The sequence below is a fragment of the Endozoicomonas sp. NE40 genome (assembly GCF_040549045.1).
Classification (GTDB): domain Bacteria; phylum Pseudomonadota; class Gammaproteobacteria; order Pseudomonadales; family Endozoicomonadaceae; genus Endozoicomonas_A; species Endozoicomonas_A lisbonensis.
Genome location: NZ_JBEWTB010000002.1, coordinates 2,089,635 through 2,106,229, shown reverse-complemented (window position 1 = coordinate 2,106,229; position 16,595 = coordinate 2,089,635). Strand labels below are relative to the sequence as shown.

The following is a 16,595-nucleotide window of genomic DNA, read 5'->3' as shown; positions in this document are numbered from 1 at the left end:
CAGTATAGAAGTGACTGTTCAGCTGTCTGAAAAATTAGTAAAAATTTTGGTCAGTGCTCGTCGTGCTCGTGCTCGTGAGGCTCGTGTTCGTCGGTGGAGGCCGGAACGTTGAACAAACTGCACCGGACTTTGCTGGCAGCGTTGTTTTCATCGTAAACAGCAAACAGGTCCACCATGGTATGACCGTTTGAATTGAAGCTTAACATCAGGTTGTCAGAAGAACATGAACACTCGACGATCTCCCCGGAGTCGACTTTGCACTCATCTGCATTAGTTGATCTTGGTTTTCCCTCTCTGGCTTTGAGGAAATATTCGATATCGACGGGCGTTTTCAGGTCAAACAGCTTGATGTCCGTTGGATGGGTAGCTTTGAAATGAGAACCCGAAAAAAAGTGGTGTTGAGTTTCATTAGTTGCATTAATGGTTACGTTGTTTGCAACGACTGCATTACCCTTCACTTTGTTTACTGTCAGTCTGAAAGCGTTCTGAGCCGGTATTTCTGCCTCAGCCCTTGCCCTGACAGCATACTGAGGAAGGTGAAAAGAGCATTGTTTTGCAGTACCTGTACACACCTTGTTTTCACCAAGAGGTTCCCAGTGCTGACCGTACGGTTCGATCAGCATGGGCATTTTATTGGAAACTGACAGGTAGTTTTCACTGAGATTCAAAGTCACGGCAAGATCCTTGTGACTCTTAGTTTTATAGTTACACCCATATTCAAAGTTTGAGCCCATGTTGTAAGTTGCTCCGGCAAAAAAGAGCGTTATGGGCATATCGGAGTCCGAGAGTTCCTTGTTTTCTCCGAATACACCATTTGAGGTAAACCTGGCTCCCTTAAAGAGTGTTGGCATACCTTTAGGTAGCTCCTTGAGGCTGGCTTCCCAGTAAATATTGGATGCATGATCGTTATGGCTGCTTTTTACCATTTTAATTTTAGCCTTGGGAGGACAGGGAAAAACATCGGCCAATGAAACCGTTGGCAGTGAAAAACAGAAAGATGCTGCGATCAGCAAACGTTTGGATACCATCATGATAGTGACTTTATAACTGCTGATTATGGAGCTATCAGATTGGCACAGTATGGGAATATATCCAGATCAGACGACAGCAGATCATGAATCAAATGCATTGATCTCGTATATCTGATCAGTGAGTTCATTTCGAGAATGGGTATCAGCCTGTTTGAAACATAAATGGTTTCGGCAGAGCCTTGTCGAGTCACACCGCCAGAGGCGGTGGTTTACCGGGATTTGATGAATTTGCTGGTTGTACGACAAATGTCTTTAGTCGTATGCAGCCATTCCGGGATACAGAAAGAACAACAGGGCAGCAGCGGATAACACCCCAAAATGTTCAGCGCAAGCCACTGAACCTGTGGAGTCCGCCCGCTCGTGGTAATCGACGATCAGTGATGCCTTATAAACAGGTTCACCTGTACTATTGGTCCAGAGTGAGAAACAGCGCTGTGAAGGGGTCTCTGTCGAAGCCATAAGCTCCTGACTGCTGTCAGAGCATGTCATTACCTTTCCATGTTCAAATTCGGGGTTGTTCTGGCAAAACTCCGTATTCTCATGCTCAATAATAAAGGAGGTACCGTTTGTTGGGCATTGTACAACCACATTCTGAGGGCTCTCTCTGTAGAGTGACACTCTGTGATTTTTATCAGGAATCCAAAAAAATCCTGTTCGCTGCAACGATTCCGGGCCTGCCGTGCTTTCAACCTTTGAACCGGTTGTCACAGATGTTGAAATCTCCCTGTCAACAAGCCAGTTCATTCGGCACTTCAAAGTACCATCCTGACTTTCAGTACACCGGGGCTCACAGAAAAAATAATCCAGCCTTTTTCCTCTCACCTCTCCTTCGCTGCAATCCAGACAGTTATCAGTTTTGTAAAAAAACACCTTCAGTCGCATATTATCGGTTGTGCAGTGCCCCCCTTCCAAGTTGTTGAGGGACCCTAAGGTTCCATTGGCTGTTGATATATAATAATGCATCTGATTATATTTAAAGCGGGGCAGTTCCGGGTCGGCTTGATTAATATTTATTTGTACACGCAGCCAAGCAATTTTCGCATTGTCTGATGTCTTACATGTTTTAACCAGTTTGTTTTCTTTTTTATTAAGATTGATTTTGCAGGTTTCATAGCCTTCTTGATCAACAAACCATAAATTTTCATACAATTTTATTTTTTTCGGTGCACCCTTCAAGTCTGTTAGTTCCCCAGACGTATAAGAGCGCAATAGAAGACTGAGGTTAGGACAAACAAAAATCAATGAGTCATATTGTTTAACACACAGTGCTTTGTTTTCAGAAAAGAGCTGATTGTTTGAGGACCAGATAAGGGTCGGTAAATACGTCGCTTTTACACCACTGGTAAAACTTGCCAACAATAACCACACAGCAGTCAGCACTGAAACTTTCATAGAAAAATTCTCCGCCTGATTCGGCATTAAATTTCAGAAGTTTATTTTGAGGGAATTCAATTATAGCCAGCAATGCTGTACTGCGAATGTTATTGTTCCGGGAACTATTTATGGCTGTCATTAAAGTTTTATGTGTCTTAAAACATGACCTGACAGCAGGTTCTGTCCTGTCGACTCAGGATAGACAGAACCTGTCGTGAGACTATCAGCAGCTGGCTATGAGTTGTCTTTTTTCCTCTTCAGAAAGGTAAGCGATCGTCAGACCATTTTCCTGAGCCTTGCGGATATCTGTCTGAGTTAAGCCAGCGGCCGGTGCGGCCACTTCGTACTCATGGGGAAGTTCAATACCTTCAACCGCCGGGTCGTCGGTGTTAATGGTGGCAAGAATGCCGTGATCCAGAAAGGCTTTCAGCGGGTGGGAAGCAATATCCGGGAAAGTGCTGGTCTGAACATTGGAGGTCAGGCAGGATTCAATACCGATGTTGTGTTTTGCCAGATAATCCATCAGTTTCGGATCAGAAATGGCTTTAACGCCATGACCAATGCGGGTAGCCCCCAACTCGTTAATCGCCTGCCACATGCTTTCCGGTCCTGCGGCTTCACCGGCATGAACCGTCACATTCAGACCCGAATCCCGAACCTGTCTGAAATGATCGACAAACAGTTCGCCGGGCTTGCCCAGCTCGTCACCTGCCAGATCAATAGCCACCAGTTTATCTTTAAACGCCAGACAGGCATCCAGCTCTTTCTGGCAGGCTTCCTGACCAAAGGTTCGGCTCATAATGCCAATCAGGTTGGTCTTTACTCCAAAGTCCCGGCTACCGGCTGTGACTCCGTCGATAACGGCTTCTACCACACCTTCCGGGTTCAGGTTATGGGTCATTGCCATGTACCAGGGGCTGAAACGCAGTTCTGCATAGTCGATTTGTGCATTGAGCGCATCTTCAACGTTTTCATAGGCTACACGGCGGCAGGCGTCATAGTCCGCCAGAACCTTTACGCCCCAGTCCAGCTTGGTCAGGAAGCTGATCAGATCAGGCTCGTTGCTAAGAACCCGAACATGGGGAATCAGTGTATCCAGCGTATCAGCGGGTAACTCAAGGTTGTGTTGCTGGCCCAGCGCCAGAATGGTTTCCGGGCGGATATTGCCGTCGAGATGGCGATGGATATCTGTTAACGGGATGGACTTGTCGATCATTGAGCTGGCTCTTTTTGGTGTAGTCAGCAGAGTATTGCAGGGAATAATACGTAAGTCTAAAAGTGCTGGTTCAAAACAAGTCAGGGAACTATTCATCAATGAATTGTTCTATAGGAGGGATGGAACTTAATTGATGAAAAGGAATTACCTATGTCTGTCCCTCAAATACCTGAAGCCCATGGTTCTCTGTTTGCCGCCAAAGGTAAGCTGGGAGACCTGTCCCGAAGAGCTACCCTAAACGACTCAGCTAAAGCCCTGAACTACGCTATCGAACGAATTACTGATTTGAAAAGACTGGTGGGTAATGAAACACAGTTGGGAATACCGCGAAAGCCGAGGCCATTGCCTGATTGGGCAGCAGAAACTGCCGAAGCCTCAGCAGGCTACTTAAGTGGAATTACCAGCTATTTTGGGTATGGCGGAAGTCAGAATTTTGCAAGAGAGGCTCAACAGGAAGCCTGTGAACAAGCCGAAGTAGCAGCCAGCTACTATGACAGGCTTAAGAGCTGCTTTGAAACGTTCAATACAATAACAATCGCTTTTACTAAAGATATCCCTTATTTAAAAAATGCGGAAAAGAATCAGAGCATCCATCATAAGCAACTACAAAAGATGGCTGATGATGTTCTGCATGAGTATGACAAATTGCAAAAGGCTCTGAAGGATGAGTTGAAGGACAATGATCCTCAACTGTACGCCGAGTTTGTTGAGGCTTCAGGCGTCGATTTTGAAAATGAAAGAGAAATTTTTTACAAAAAAATAACGGAGTACTTGAAAAAAGCAAAAAATGACAATATTGATCTGAAACAAAAGCTTTCTGCACTTCAGGAACAACTGAGGCGTGCAGGCCAGGATATCGAGTTCTACAAGAGAGAGTTGGATAACGAGAAGCTCGAAAGATCAAAAAATGCCAGTTTGGCAGATTCCGCGGATCTGACGATGCAGGATGTACAAGGAAGGCTGACTGTTGCTAAGAGGCAGCTGAAACACCTCCAGAACGTGAATATGGACCTTAATAAAAAATTGGAATCTGTGGAGTCTGAAAAAAACCAGGCGTTGGAGGAGGGAGGGGTACTAACCGCCCAGTTGAATAGTATGGCCGAGGTTGTCAAGCAACAAGCTGATCAGTTACGCACTCGGGGAGATTACGCCAGCAGGTATCAGCAAGTCCGATCTGAACTGGACTCTGAACATCAGCAGCTAGAGCAGGCTCGTTTAGAAAACGAAAGCCTTCGACACTCTTCTTTATCAAAAACTCATCAGCTTGAGGAGCGATTGGATCGCTATAAAAGAAGTTATAATGCACTGAAAGCAGAAAAAGCAAATGCAGAAACTGCCATTCAGCAGCTGAGAGAACAGGCTAAAGCTGAAACGCTAAAGGTTAAGCAGCTAGAGGTAGAAAGTGCTGAACAGCAGGAGAAACTGCAAAGTCTTCAGCGAGAACTAAAGATATCTCAAATTTCAGAGTCGGTTCAGAAGTCAACCGGTGACAAAGCCTGGAAGGATAAATTCAAAGCTGAAAAAGAACTGGATGAACTGAAAAAATCTCTGGAAACCAGACAGGCCGAACTAAAAACATCAAAGGATGATAATAGTATCTTGCAGTCAGAATTGCGGGAAAAAACTGGACTTGCTTACAAAGTATGAAAAAGAAAAAACCAGGCTCAGTGAACAGATGGCTGAGTTTGGCGCTGCAAAAAGTCAATTAAAAAGAACAGAACAAGAGCTTGAATCAACCAGGCAGCAGGTGAATCAGCTTGTAAAGAATTTAAATGATTCTGCTAAACAACTCTCCGGGCTTGAAGGTATGCGTAGCCAGCACGCTATGATGCGCAGTGAGTTGTCCTCAGCCGAAGAGAGGGAAAAAAAGCTTAAATCAGATTTGCTCAGCAAGAAGATGGAAATGCAGAGCCTTCAGACCGAGCTGGCTCAATTGAAAGATGAGCAGGCACAGCTTCCGGAGAAAGACGCTCTGGAGAAAAAAGTGACACAAGCTACACAGGCGATGAATAAGGCAAAGCAGGACAAGCAGCAGTATCTCACGGAAATGATGAAGCTGAAAAATGAATTAGCCGATGCCCGGTCAAAGGTTACTTATTCTGAAAGCCAATTTGAGAAACAGTCTGTAACACTGGCCGCCCTGGAAACAAGCCAGAGAGAGCTGACGACAGATATTAAAAAGAAGAATTCTATGATCAGGCGTCAGGCTGAGTTGATTGGAGCAACAGAGAAAGAACTTGCATCTCTAAAGCGTCAGTCTGAAGAGCTGGAAGTGACCCTGCAGCAAAAACAGGAAAGACTGAATGAGCTGGAACAGGTTGAGCAGGAAAGAGCCTGTCTGATACAGAACATTGAGGCAATGAAAGCAGAGTTATCACAGCAGAAACAAGATAATGAAGCATTGTCGTCTAAGCTATCCAGAGCAGAAGCCAGCCTGAAAGTTAGAGATTCAAATGCTGACGAATTTGATACCGAGCGATCAAGACTGTTTGATGAGATCAACGAATTGAATCAGGAAGCTGCTGATTTGAGACAGGCGGCAAGAAGTGCTGAAGCTTTGCAAAAGCAACTGGACACAGCAAAGAATGAACTTGTACAAAAGCAGGATGAGCTCAAGGCACAGACGAAAGAGAAACTTAACATTCAGAAAGAGCTTCAGGAATCTCAGAAAAAGAAGGATGAGGCATGGTCTCTGGTAAAAGAGTTAGAAAAGGGATTAATCAAGGTTCAGGGAGAGCTTCAGGTTCGTGAATCAGAACGGACAGCGGCGCTTAATCAGCAGCAGGACATGATTGAAAAACTGCATCGGGCTGAAGGAACTGAGAGTGAGTTGAAGAAAAAGGTAGCCACTCTTAAAGACCAGTTGGATCAACAGATCGAAGACAACGCGCTTCTGAGAACGGAAATTGAGGAGCTGAAACCTCAGGCATTTGAAACAACCCCTGCTTTGGCCTCCCTGTCACCCATGGTCAACAGGGACATAGAGAATGCTGGTCTGCATCAGAAGATTCAACAGCTGGAAGATGACCTTAAGGCGCTGAGGCTGGAAAACGATCAGTTGAGAGTGACGATGATGGAACCCAGAGATGTTCATCCTGTTCCTGATTACTCACAACTCTTCAGTCTGGAACCCGGCTCTATGGTGCCTTATACCGGTGAAAGCAGCCTTTACAGTATGAACTTCAGGGAAGAGGGTGCTCCTTTGAGTATGGTTTCTGAAGAGACTCTGACATCCATGCCTTATGCCAGCATGAGCAGCCTGCCTGCCAGTTCTGGCCCGACAAGTATGCTCAACACCGGTGTTGAAACTTCACAATCAGGCAAGGGACGTGACTTTGAAAACAGACTGCTTTTGAAAAGGGTTCGTACAGCTGAAAGTGAACAGCTTAAGCTGCAACAGGCTCTGGAACAGAGCAAAGATAATTTTGCTCAATTTAAAGAAGAGAAGAGAGCTGAGTTGAACAGGCTTAAATCTGAGAAAGAGTCCATGGATGTCAGGCTGCAGGCTTTGGAATCTGATCAGGATGCCAGAGAGTATCTTCAGGCTGACCTGCAAAAAGAGAAGCAGAAAGTACTCCAACTTGAGCATCAACTGGCTGATCAGGAAAAAAGAATGGACAAGGAGCTCTGTTCTGTCGAAGCCGCTCGTGATGATGAAAAACGAGGCAGAATGGATGCTGAACTTAAGCTGATGAGGTATCAGCAGGATATGCAAACCGATTTGGGGAAAGCTCAGAACGATATCGTTGCATTAAGTCGTCAGCAACAACAGCTGATGGAAACTCAGGGAGCCTTTGTTCAGGCACTTTATGACAAGCTGGGAGAGAGCGCCCACGGCATTATCCACGAGCTTGTAAAGCAACATTATGGTGACTGGCAGCAAAAAGCCAATGAGGGTGAACTGACAAGCCTCAGGCTGGATAGCATCACTGACTGATAAAAGTTGCATTATAAAAAGAGTGAAATAAAAACGGAGCCGGCAGGCTCCGTTTTTATGTTATCAGCCCGAAGAACTATCAGGCATTAAACTGCTTGAAGCGATTCACCAGACCGTTGGTAGAGCTGTCCTGATCCGTGGTTGCACCTTTCTCGGTGATACGGTCATAAACACGGTTACCCAGCACTTTGCCCAGTTCCACGCCCCACTGGTCGAAGGAGTTCACCTGCCACAGAACACCCTGAACAAAGACTTTCTGTTCGTACAGGGCGAACAGCGCACCGGCGATTTCCGGAGTGATCTTCTCAGGCACAATCATGTTGTTCGGACGGTTGCCCGGAATGACCTTGTGGGGTGCCAGACGTTCAACGTCTTCAGCCGCTGTGCCAGCTGCCAGCATTTCGTCACGGATCTCTTCCAGGGTCTTGCCCTGCATCATCGCCTGGCTCTGGGCCACGGCGTTGGCGAACAGCCATGGGTGCTGTTCACCCAGAGGGTTGTGAGAAGTCGCTGGCGCTACGAAATCAACAGGGATCAGTCGTGTACCCTGATGCAGCAGCTGGTGGTAAGCGTGCTGGTCATTGGTGCCGGTACCACCCCAGATAACGGCACCTGTCTGGTAATCAACGGTTTTGCCGTCCAGAGTGGTGCGCTTGCCGTTGGATTCCATGTCCATCTGCTGCAGGTGACCCGGGAAGTCACGCAGGAAGTAGTCGTAAGAGATAACCGCATGGGACTCAGCACCAAAGTAGTTCTGATACCAGATACCCAGCATACCCATCAGTACCGGCATGTTTTTGTCCAGAGGCGCTTCAGCGAAGTGCTTGTCCATTTCCCATGCGCCTTTCAGCAGACGTTCGAAGTTATCGAAGCCGACCACCAGGCTGATCATCAGGCCGATAGTGGACCACAGGGAGTAACGACCGCCTACCCAGTCCCACAGAGGCAGGGTGTTTTCCTGGGCAATACCAAACTCGTCGATGGCTTTCAGGTTGGTGGAGATCGCCACGAAGTGCTTGCGGATGTCCGCTTCAGCACAACCCTGTTCCAGCATGAACTTGCGGGCAGCCTGAGCATTCTGCAGGGTTTCCAGAGTACCGAAGGACTTGGACGCCACGATAAACAGGGTGGTTTCCGGATCAATTTTGCGCAGTACTTCAGAAATTTCGTTCGGGTCGATGTTGGCAACGTAGTGATGCTCCAGACCTTCAACGTGGTATGGGGTCAGGGCATTGATGGCAGTTTTCAGACCCAGGTAAGAACCACCGATACCGATGTTCACAATGTGCTTGACGGGCTTGCCAGTGTGGCCTTTCCACTCGCCTTTGTGTACCTGTTGAGTGATTTCCTTCATGCGCTTGTGGGTGTCACGGATCATTGGCATCACGTCTTTGCCGTCGACCATGATCGGGTCTGTGCCAAAGTTGCGCAGGGCTGTGTGCAGTACAGCACGTCCTTCGGTGTTGTTGATTTTCTCACCGGAGAACATGGCCTTGATGGCTTCTGGCAGTTTGGCTTCTTCTGCCATTTTCGTCAGGCTTGCCAGAACATCGTCGTTAATCAGGTTTTTGGAGTAGTCCAGGAACAGGCCAGCCGCTTCCATGGTGTACTTGTCAAAACGCTGTTTGTCTGCGTCAAACAGGTCGCGCAGATGAGTGCCAGCCAGTTGCTTTTGCAGTTCAACCAGTTTGTCAGAAGAGGAGAGATGACTCAGAGGGGTCATCGGGGATGATTGAGTACTCACTGTTAAACCTCTTGGGTGTAGGGAGTCGTTCGTAATTAATTGAGTTACAGGTCAAACGCAATGTTGTCGATCAGCCGGGCCTTACCCAGATGGCCTGCTGCCAGAATAACCAGTGACTGGTCTTCAGCAGCCGCTGGGAGCAGCGTGCGTGTGTTGCTGATATTGAAATAGTCCGGCTTGAACCCTGCCTCTGCCAGTTTGGCAAAGGCGTTGCGACGCAGCAGGTCGTAATCCCGTTCACCGGCAATAATGGCTTCACGGGCATCCAACAGGCATTGATAAAGCGTTGGGGCAATGACTTCACGTTCTTCCCGGGTCAGGTAGCCGTTACGGGAACTCATAGCCAGTCCGGTCGCTTCCCGGGCAATAGCTGCACCAATAATCTCTACCGGCATGCACATATCGCGCACCATCTTGCGAATAATGGTCAGCTGCTGGAAATCTTTTTCACCAAATACCGCGACATCAGGTAGCACGATGTTAAGCAGTTTGGTGACAACGGTAGCGATGCCGGTAAAGAAACCCGGGCGGCTTTTGCCACAGTGCATGCCGTCCAGAACGTCGACGCTGACATGAGTATGGTTTTCACTGCCTTCAGGATAAATTTCCCGGGTCTGGCAGGTAAACAGAATGTCGACATCATGTTCTATCAGCAGCTGGCTGTCCTGTTCCAGGGTTCTGGGATAGGAGTCATAATCTTCATTGGGGCCAAACTGCAATGGGTTGACATAAATGCTGACCACCACCACATCACACACTTCCCTGGCCTTTTCGACCAGGGTCAGGTGACCGTCATGCAGGTTGCCCATGGTCGGAACAAAGCCGACACGTTTACCTTCTGCTTTAAGCGCCGCAACGGCAGACTGGACTTCAGAGATCGAATGAACGGTTTTCATAATGCTTGACTGAAACGCCTTTCAAAGCCTTAGTTGAGACTTTTTAGTTAAAACAGTGCTCTTCAGCAGGATAGCTACCGTCTTTTACTTCTTTGACGTAATTTGCTATCGCTTCCTGAGTAGAGCCAGCCTGTTCCATGAAGTTTTTAACAAAGCGAGCCTTGCGGCCCGGTGTCAGGTCAAGCATATCGTAGCTCACCAGAATCTGACCGTCAGTGTCTGGTCCTGCTCCAATGCCAATAACCGGAATGGAAACCGCTTTCGTGATTTCACGGGCCAGGCTGACAGGTACGCATTCCAGCAACAGCAGAGCTGTACCGGCAGCCTCCAGATCAATGGCGGCCTGGATCATGGCGTTAGCGCGGTCTATCTCACGTCCCTGTACTTTGTATCCGCCCAGTACATTAACAAGCTGGGGCGTAAGTCCAAGGTGAGCGCAGACAGGAATGCCCTGTTCACGCAGTCGGGTCACGATCGGAGGCAGCCAGCCTTCGCCTTCCAGCTTGACCATATCCGCTCCGGCACGCATCAGGCGGGCGGAGTTGATAATCGCCTGCTCTTCGTCGTGGTAAGACGCAAAGGGCAGGTCTGCCATAACCAGTCCATCTTCATTGCCTCTGGCGACACAGCGGGTGTGATAACACATATCATCAACGGTCACGGGCAGGGTGGTGTTTTCTCCCTGGATCACATTACCCAGAGAATCTCCTACCAGGATGACTTCAACCCCTTGAGTGCTGACGATATTCGCGAATGTGGAATCGTATGCGGTCAGGCAGGCAAATTTTTCACCGGACTCTTTCATTGCTGCCAGTGTTTGCAGGGTAACTTTAGCCATCTGTAAAGACCTTAAGCAGCCATCAGTGTGGTGTACGTACTCAACCATCAGTGACGGGTGCTGCATTTCCAAAGTAATTAATTCAGGCGGGGATTATACGGAAAGCTTTGCGATGTGTCAGTTCGCAGTGACAGGCAGCGCAACGGTCGTATCTGTTGCGCTGCCTGTTGGCAGGTTAAAACCACGGATACTGGTCTGCAATAACCTTCAGTCCGTCTTTGCCGGTTGTTTGAAGCAAAGCCTTAACGGTTCTGCCGTCAGGCATAGTCAGGGAAGGAGCAATATCGTGCAGAGGACACAAGACAAAGTTGCGCACATGCATCTGGTAATGTGGCACAGTCAGGCGTTCGCTCTCAATGGTTTCATTGCCATAGAGCAGGATATCGAGATCCAGTGTGCGAGGTCCCCAGCGTACTGAACGCACACGACTATGGTTGTTTTCAATGGTCTGCATGGCATCCAGTAGTTCTATGGGGTGCAGTGTGGTGTCAACTTCTACCACCGCATTGCAGTAATCCGGCTGATCTTCCGGCAGCTCTTTATTAAGAGCGTCTTTACTGAGAGAGCCTTTATTAAGAGAGCCTTCATCAAGAGCGTCTGCGGTAAGAGGCACGCTCTGGTAGAGTTTTGAACAGCCGGTGACCTGGATGCCTGAAGCACTGTCAATTTCGTCGACCGCCCGTTGCAGTTGCAGCCCTGGGTTGTCGAGGTTACTGCCCAGGGCGATGTAAGCTTTGGTCATGATTCTGGATTCCTGTTCTGTGGCGCACGCTTTCTTGGCTGGCGACGACGGCGACGTTTGCGGCCGTTACCATTGCCAGGCTGGTTGCGCAGAGAGCGAATCATCTCGTTACGGCTCTGGTCAGAACTCTCCTGAACCTCTGTCCACCACTGTCCGGCATGGTTCAGTTGTTCGCCGGACTCTTCCCGCAGCACCAGGAAGTCGTATGCGGCGCGGAATTTCGGGTGCGCCAGAAGACCATCAATCTGTTTAGGCTGACGACGCTCCAGACGATACTGCAGGTCCCAGATGTCACGGATAGTCATGGTGAAACGTTTGGGGATGGCAGTATGGGCACACTGGTTGTCCAGTACGATCATGGCAGCCTGTTGCATGGCAGGAACGGGAGGAACGCCCTGTTCCTGTAAATCGCGGAACTGGCGTTGCAATGGTCCCCATAACAAAGCGGCAAACAGGAAAGCGGGTGTCACCGGACGATCTTTGGCAATGCGCTTGTCGGTACTGCGCAGGGCGCTGAAAATCAGGTCTTCACTGTACTTACCCCCTGTTTCCATCCCCCTTGTTTCCAGGCAATGGTGTGTGGCTGGAAACAGGTGTTTCAGCAAACCGTAATCCTGCAGGAGTTCGAAAGTTCGAACGCCCTGGCCGGATTGCAGCAGTTTCAGAATTTCATCGAACAGTCGGGCTGACGGAATGTCCCGCAGCAAATGACCCAGTTCAAAGATCGGGTCAGCGGTTTCCTGATCGATAGTGAAGTCGAGTTTTGCCTTGAAGCGAAGCGCGCGCAACATGCGCACAGGATCTTCATGGTAACGGGTGACCGGGTCGCCAATCAGGCGTAACACTTCATCTTCGATATCCTGCACACCGTTGCAGAAATCCACCACGGTAAAATCACGGGCATCGTAATAGAGGGCGTTCACCGTGAAATCGCGGCGCAGGGCATCGTCTTCCATGGTTCCGTAAACGTTATCACGCAGGATTCGGCCGGAATCGGAATGCTGGGATTTATCCCGGCCATGTTTCTGGTCCTGCGTCGTGTTGTCGTGGCTTGCCCTGAACGTAGCCACTTCAATCATTTCACGGCCAAACAGCACATGTACTAGTTTGAAGCGTCGGCCAATTACCCGGGAGTTACGAAACAGGCGGCGAACCTGTTCCGGTGTGGCACTGGTGGCAACGTCAAAATCTTTTGGGTGCAGGTCGAAATAAATATCCCGGATACAGCCGCCGACCAGATAGGCATCGTAGCCGTTGCTGGTCAGGCGGTGCAGCACCTTCAGGGCGTTATCACTGATTTCCCGTCGTGATACGGGATGGTGGTCTCTTGGAATCACATGGCGGTTAACACGATTCTGCATAGTCAGGTCACCGGTTGGGCCGGTATCGGAGATAGTTTCCTGTGAGCTGGTTTCAGGTTGTACGTCCTGTGGTTGGTTTTCCCTTTTCTGTCTGCGCCAGAAGAGCATAGCCGTCAAAGCCAGAACAAGGGCCAGCACCAGAGCCATGATTGAGGTGCTTAACATGGTGAATTTTGCATGAAGCCTTGGTTAAGTTCAGATTATTGGTTTCGCTAAGGGAAGCTGATGTAAACGCAACAGGTGGCCCCGTTAAAGCGGGATACCTGCTGGAGGTTCACTCATACGTCGGGTATATCATAGCATTCCACTATTTATTCCACTATTCATTAAGCGAGTCATTAAGCGAGTCATTAAGCGAGTCATTAAGCGAGCCATTCCCCGAATCATTAAAAAGCCGGAGGAAAGTCAGGACTGGCAAGGTTTGGAGGGGCGAAAAGAAAATAAGAAGTGAAAAGAAAAACAGGGGAAGTCAATTCCCCTGTATTCAGCGATACTCATTCTTATTATTGTTGTCAGCACACTGAGTAACTGGAAAGCCGATAATTTTACTGGCTGAAAACCGGGTTCATCCTGTAAAACAATCAACTCGCCGCGCCCTTATTGTTGTTATTAGATGGGCTGATTTTCTTCTTGTTATTATTGTTGTTCGTCGTCATTAAGGCACTTAGCGTGCCAGTTTTTATAAAAGCTTTTTAAATCAACAGGGTAGGGAGTTATCACCGTTTACGGACAAAGTCTGCTGACTGGGATTGTGTTACCTTTGTTAGCTCTTGTGATACTTTGAGTGTTTCGGGTAACACGTATGGGGCTTTACCTCTGGTGCAGAGTCAGAGTGTTTCTATCCTGGTCCAGATGAAAGCGAAACTGCCCCAGAACATCCATCCCCAGCAAACCTTCTGAACCCAGTTCATACAGGTCAAGCTCAGCGACCTGCAAATTTCTGACAATAAAGTTGCCAATGTGCAGCTCTTTTAATTGATAGATCGGCGCGAACTGATAACCGCCGGCCGTTTTCAGCTGTGTATGCCCAACCCTTGCCGCCAGTTTTTTTCTGCGCAGTCTCTGCAGCAGGTCGGAAGGCAATGTAGTGAGGCTGGCTCCGGTATCAATCAGAAGTTTAACGGTCTCTTTATTGCCTGCAGACACATCGATAATGAAATGCCCGTTTCGGGAAGAAAGAGGGATGGTACTGCCGGGCAACTCTTCCGGTTCATCCACTGGTGGCGGAGGAGTGAGGGCCGCCAGTAACTGAGCCGCCTGCCGGCCAAATTCCGAGTGAGTCTGAAGAACTTCCAGCTCGCGGATAGCACTGTTGTTGTCACCGGCAGCCAGATAGATCTGGGACAGGGCAAAGCGGTAAAAGCCATAGTCGGCTTCCTGGGAAGATAATCGCTGGAACAGCCCAAGCAGCGTTTCCAGCCGATCCAGTTTCATTTGCTGGTTATAAACAGCCCGGCTGAGAGAGTGGATGCGTTCGTTAAGGGCTGAACGCTTTTTGCTGCTATCCGTGAAACTTTTTAATTCAAGCAGTGTGGTAATGGCGGAATCCAGACGGTCCTGATGTTCATAACGGTTTGCCAGTCGTGTCAGCAGCGATTCATCCTGATAATAATGTTGGGTAAAACGCTCCAGAACATTGATGCTTAAGTCGCTGTTCTGATGGTTTAACCAGTCTTCCAGATCTTTCCTGAAGGGGAGAAAAGCACCAGCTCCTTTTCGCTCGTACTGCTGGTAAATGACCAGTGCATCATCAATCCGGTTCTCGTCCAGAGCCTCGATAAACAAGGAGCGTTCACCAATGGGCTGATCATGGTAAGACTGCATGGTCTGATACGGAGTGGTGTTTGAGAGGTCACTGTCCCACCGGATTATCTGGAATGGGTGATTCTCACAGGTTTCATTGCCCGACCCGCCCGGCCAGGAATGCAGCCACCATCCTGCAATCATGCCCGTTGATAGCATCAGGATTGATAGAACCAGAGAATGAACAATGATCAGTCTTTTCAAGAGCGTTACCAGCCGGTTGTCAGGGCAAGGCATTTGTAATCATTCAGTTTAAGCTTAGCCATGCAGTTTTTATCCGCTTTATACGTTACGCAGTAGTACTGCCATTTACGCAAATCCTTTGCTGACTCCCAAACCAAGAGGGCATATTATTTATAGTCAGTCCTGAACTGAAGAAGGGGGAGATTGACATGAGTAAACTGGGTGCGGGTAAAAAAGTGGCCGTTATTCTGTCTGGCTGCGGTGTATACGATGGTGCTGAAATTCACGAATCGGTTCTTACACTCCTCGCTCTGGATCGTCAGGGAGCTGAATATCAGTGCTTTGCTCCGGATATTCCACAGCACCATGTGATCAACCATTGCACCGGGGATGAGATGGATCAGGAGCGCAATGTTCTGGTTGAGTCTGCCCGTATTGCCCGAGGAGAAATCAAACCGGTGCAGTCGCTGCACGTTGAAGATTATGATGCGTTGATACTGCCCGGAGGATTTGGCGCTGCCAAGAACCTGTCGGACTTTGCCTTTAACGGCGCTGAGGTTCGTGTTCAGGTGGACGTGCTGGCTATCACCAGGGCGTTTGCTGATGAAGGCAAGCCTCTGGGCTTACTGTGTATCGCTCCGGCACTGGCAGGGCGCATATTCAGTGAAGGTGTACAGGCCACCATTGGCAACGATGAGGCAACAGCTCTGGCAATGGAAGCCACAGGCGTTAAGCACGTCAACTGTCCTGTTGATGATATTGTAGTGGATGAGTTGCGTAAACTGGTGACGACCCCCGCCTATATGCTGGCAAATCGCATCGGTGAAGCGGCGGACGGCATTGAAAAGCTGGTAGAGAAGGTATTGCAGCTGGCGTGAGGGAAGCCGTCATTCCCACGCAGGTGGGGATGACGATGGGGAGTTCGGGGATGATGATGGGTTATTATTATCTGGCTGGTTGAGCGTGTGCAGCAGCCTGAATTCTGGACACTTCCTGATCGATGAAATACAGGCCGTTGCCTTCTGTACCGATCATATCAATCTTGTCGAGAATGGATTTGAACAGCTTTTCCTCTTCATGCTGTTCAGCCACATACCACTGCAGAAAATTGAACGAGCTGTAGTCCTGTTCTGAAAATGCTGTGTGGGCCAGTGTATTGATGCTGCTGGTCACTTCGCACTCGTGCTCATAGGTCAGCTTAAATACCTGACGAACTGTTTCGTATTCATGAGGTGGTGCCTCAATGGCTCCCAGAATTGCCATAGCACCGGTTTCATTGACATAGTCAAACAGCTTCTGCATGTGCTGCATCTCTTCTCTCGCATGTTCGCGAAAGAATGCAGAACAGCCTTCCAGCCCCTGTGTTTCACACCATGAGGCCATTTGCAGGTACAGGTTGGAAGAGTAGAATTCGAGATTAATCTGCTCGTTTAGTTTATCGATCATCGTTTGACTTAGCATAATGTACTC

13 protein-coding genes are annotated in these 16,595 nt (G+C 48.6%); 3 read left to right on the top strand and 10 right to left on the bottom strand.

The window, feature by feature from the left end:
- Positions 1 to 50: 50 nt before the first annotated feature.
- From V5J35_RS10470 to add, 3 genes are all read right to left on the bottom strand, one after another.
- Positions 51 to 1,031: a hypothetical protein gene (locus V5J35_RS10470; RefSeq protein ID WP_354011174.1), complete on the bottom strand. Its 981-nt coding sequence runs from the start codon at positions 1,029 to 1,031 to the stop codon at positions 51 to 53.
- A 252-nt stretch (positions 1,032 to 1,283) separates the two neighbouring features.
- The gene (locus V5J35_RS10465) at positions 1,284 to 2,423 is read right to left on the bottom strand and encodes a cupredoxin domain-containing protein (protein WP_354011173.1); all 1,140 of its coding nucleotides are present in this window, start codon (positions 2,421 to 2,423) and stop codon (positions 1,284 to 1,286) included.
- A gap of 205 nt (positions 2,424 to 2,628) precedes the next feature.
- Complete coding sequence (gene add, locus V5J35_RS10460) at positions 2,629 to 3,621, bottom strand: adenosine deaminase (RefSeq protein WP_354011172.1); 993 nt, start codon at positions 3,619 to 3,621, stop codon at positions 2,629 to 2,631.
- 150 nt (positions 3,622 to 3,771) lie between these two features.
- Between add and V5J35_RS10455 the strand changes: the two genes are divergently transcribed.
- Both V5J35_RS10455 and V5J35_RS10450 read left to right on the top strand, forming a co-directional pair.
- Positions 3,772 to 5,268: a hypothetical protein gene (locus V5J35_RS10455; RefSeq protein WP_354016336.1), complete on the top strand. Its 1,497-nt coding sequence runs from the start codon at positions 3,772 to 3,774 to the stop codon at positions 5,266 to 5,268.
- Complete coding sequence (locus V5J35_RS10450; RefSeq protein ID WP_354016335.1) at positions 5,252 to 7,558, top strand: hypothetical protein; 2,307 nt, start codon at positions 5,252 to 5,254, stop codon at positions 7,556 to 7,558. The genes V5J35_RS10455 and V5J35_RS10450 overlap by 17 nt, the downstream gene beginning before the upstream one ends.
- Positions 7,559 to 7,637: 79 nt before the next feature.
- Here V5J35_RS10450 and pgi read toward each other — a convergent pair whose 3' ends face one another.
- The 6 genes from pgi to V5J35_RS10420 form a co-directional block, all read right to left on the bottom strand.
- Complete coding sequence (gene pgi / locus V5J35_RS10445; RefSeq protein ID WP_354011169.1) at positions 7,638 to 9,302, bottom strand: glucose-6-phosphate isomerase; 1,665 nt, start codon at positions 9,300 to 9,302, stop codon at positions 7,638 to 7,640.
- A 44-nt stretch (positions 9,303 to 9,346) separates the two neighbouring features.
- Positions 9,347 to 10,198 carry a pantoate--beta-alanine ligase gene (panC, locus tag V5J35_RS10440; protein ID WP_354011168.1) on the bottom strand — a complete coding sequence of 284 codons (852 nt, stop codon included), beginning with the start codon at positions 10,196 to 10,198 and terminating at the stop codon, positions 9,347 to 9,349.
- Positions 10,199 to 10,241: 43 nt separating this feature from the next.
- A complete protein-coding gene (panB, locus tag V5J35_RS10435) occupies positions 10,242 to 11,036 on the bottom strand; it encodes a 3-methyl-2-oxobutanoate hydroxymethyltransferase (RefSeq protein ID WP_354011167.1) in 795 nt (264 codons plus the stop codon).
- A 175-nt stretch (positions 11,037 to 11,211) separates the two neighbouring features.
- Entirely contained in the window at positions 11,212 to 11,778 is a 567-nt protein-coding gene (gene folK / locus V5J35_RS10430) for a 2-amino-4-hydroxy-6-hydroxymethyldihydropteridine diphosphokinase (RefSeq protein ID WP_354011166.1), read from the bottom strand.
- The gene (gene pcnB / locus V5J35_RS10425; RefSeq protein ID WP_354016334.1) at positions 11,775 to 13,304 is read right to left on the bottom strand and encodes a polynucleotide adenylyltransferase PcnB; all 1,530 of its coding nucleotides are present in this window, start codon (positions 13,302 to 13,304) and stop codon (positions 11,775 to 11,777) included. The genes folK and pcnB overlap by 4 nt, the downstream gene beginning before the upstream one ends.
- A 645-nt stretch (positions 13,305 to 13,949) precedes the next feature.
- The gene (locus V5J35_RS10420; protein ID WP_354011163.1) at positions 13,950 to 15,146 is read right to left on the bottom strand and encodes a retropepsin-like aspartic protease; all 1,197 of its coding nucleotides are present in this window, start codon (positions 15,144 to 15,146) and stop codon (positions 13,950 to 13,952) included.
- A gap of 188 nt (positions 15,147 to 15,334) precedes the next feature.
- Here V5J35_RS10420 and elbB point away from each other — a divergent pair, with 188 nt between their 5' ends.
- Positions 15,335 to 16,003 (top strand): isoprenoid biosynthesis glyoxalase ElbB, encoded by a 669-nt coding sequence (elbB, locus tag V5J35_RS10415; RefSeq protein WP_354011162.1) that lies wholly within the window; start codon positions 15,335 to 15,337, stop codon positions 16,001 to 16,003.
- Between the two features lie 67 nt (positions 16,004 to 16,070).
- Here elbB and ftnA read toward each other — a convergent pair whose 3' ends face one another.
- Complete coding sequence (gene ftnA / locus V5J35_RS10410; RefSeq protein WP_354011161.1) at positions 16,071 to 16,586, bottom strand: non-heme ferritin; 516 nt, start codon at positions 16,584 to 16,586, stop codon at positions 16,071 to 16,073.
- Positions 16,587 to 16,595: the final 9 nt, after the last annotated feature.

Excerpts from the sequence above, each read along its gene's own strand:
- V5J35_RS10470 (WP_354011174.1), bottom strand. The coding sequence starts at position 1,031 with ATGATGGTATCCAAACGTTTGCTGATCGCAGCATCTTTCTGTTTTTCA.
- V5J35_RS10465 (WP_354011173.1), bottom strand. The coding sequence starts at position 2,423 with ATGAAAGTTTCAGTGCTGACTGCTGTGTGGTTATTGTTGGCAAGTTTT.
- add (WP_354011172.1), bottom strand. The coding sequence starts at position 3,621 with ATGATCGACAAGTCCATCCCGTTAACAGATATCCATCGCCATCTCGAC.
- V5J35_RS10455 (WP_354016336.1), top strand. The coding sequence starts at position 3,772 with ATGTCTGTCCCTCAAATACCTGAAGCCCATGGTTCTCTGTTTGCCGCC.
- panC (WP_354011168.1), bottom strand. The coding sequence starts at position 10,198 with ATGAAAACCGTTCATTCGATCTCTGAAGTCCAGTCTGCCGTTGCGGCG.
- panB (WP_354011167.1), bottom strand. The coding sequence starts at position 11,036 with ATGGCTAAAGTTACCCTGCAAACACTGGCAGCAATGAAAGAGTCCGGT.
- folK (WP_354011166.1), bottom strand. The coding sequence starts at position 11,778 with ATGACCAAAGCTTACATCGCCCTGGGCAGTAACCTCGACAACCCAGGG.
- pcnB (WP_354016334.1), bottom strand. The coding sequence starts at position 13,304 with ATGTTAAGCACCTCAATCATGGCTCTGGTGCTGGCCCTTGTTCTGGCT.
- elbB (WP_354011162.1), top strand. The coding sequence starts at position 15,335 with ATGAGTAAACTGGGTGCGGGTAAAAAAGTGGCCGTTATTCTGTCTGGC.
- ftnA (WP_354011161.1), bottom strand. The coding sequence starts at position 16,586 with ATGCTAAGTCAAACGATGATCGATAAACTAAACGAGCAGATTAATCTC.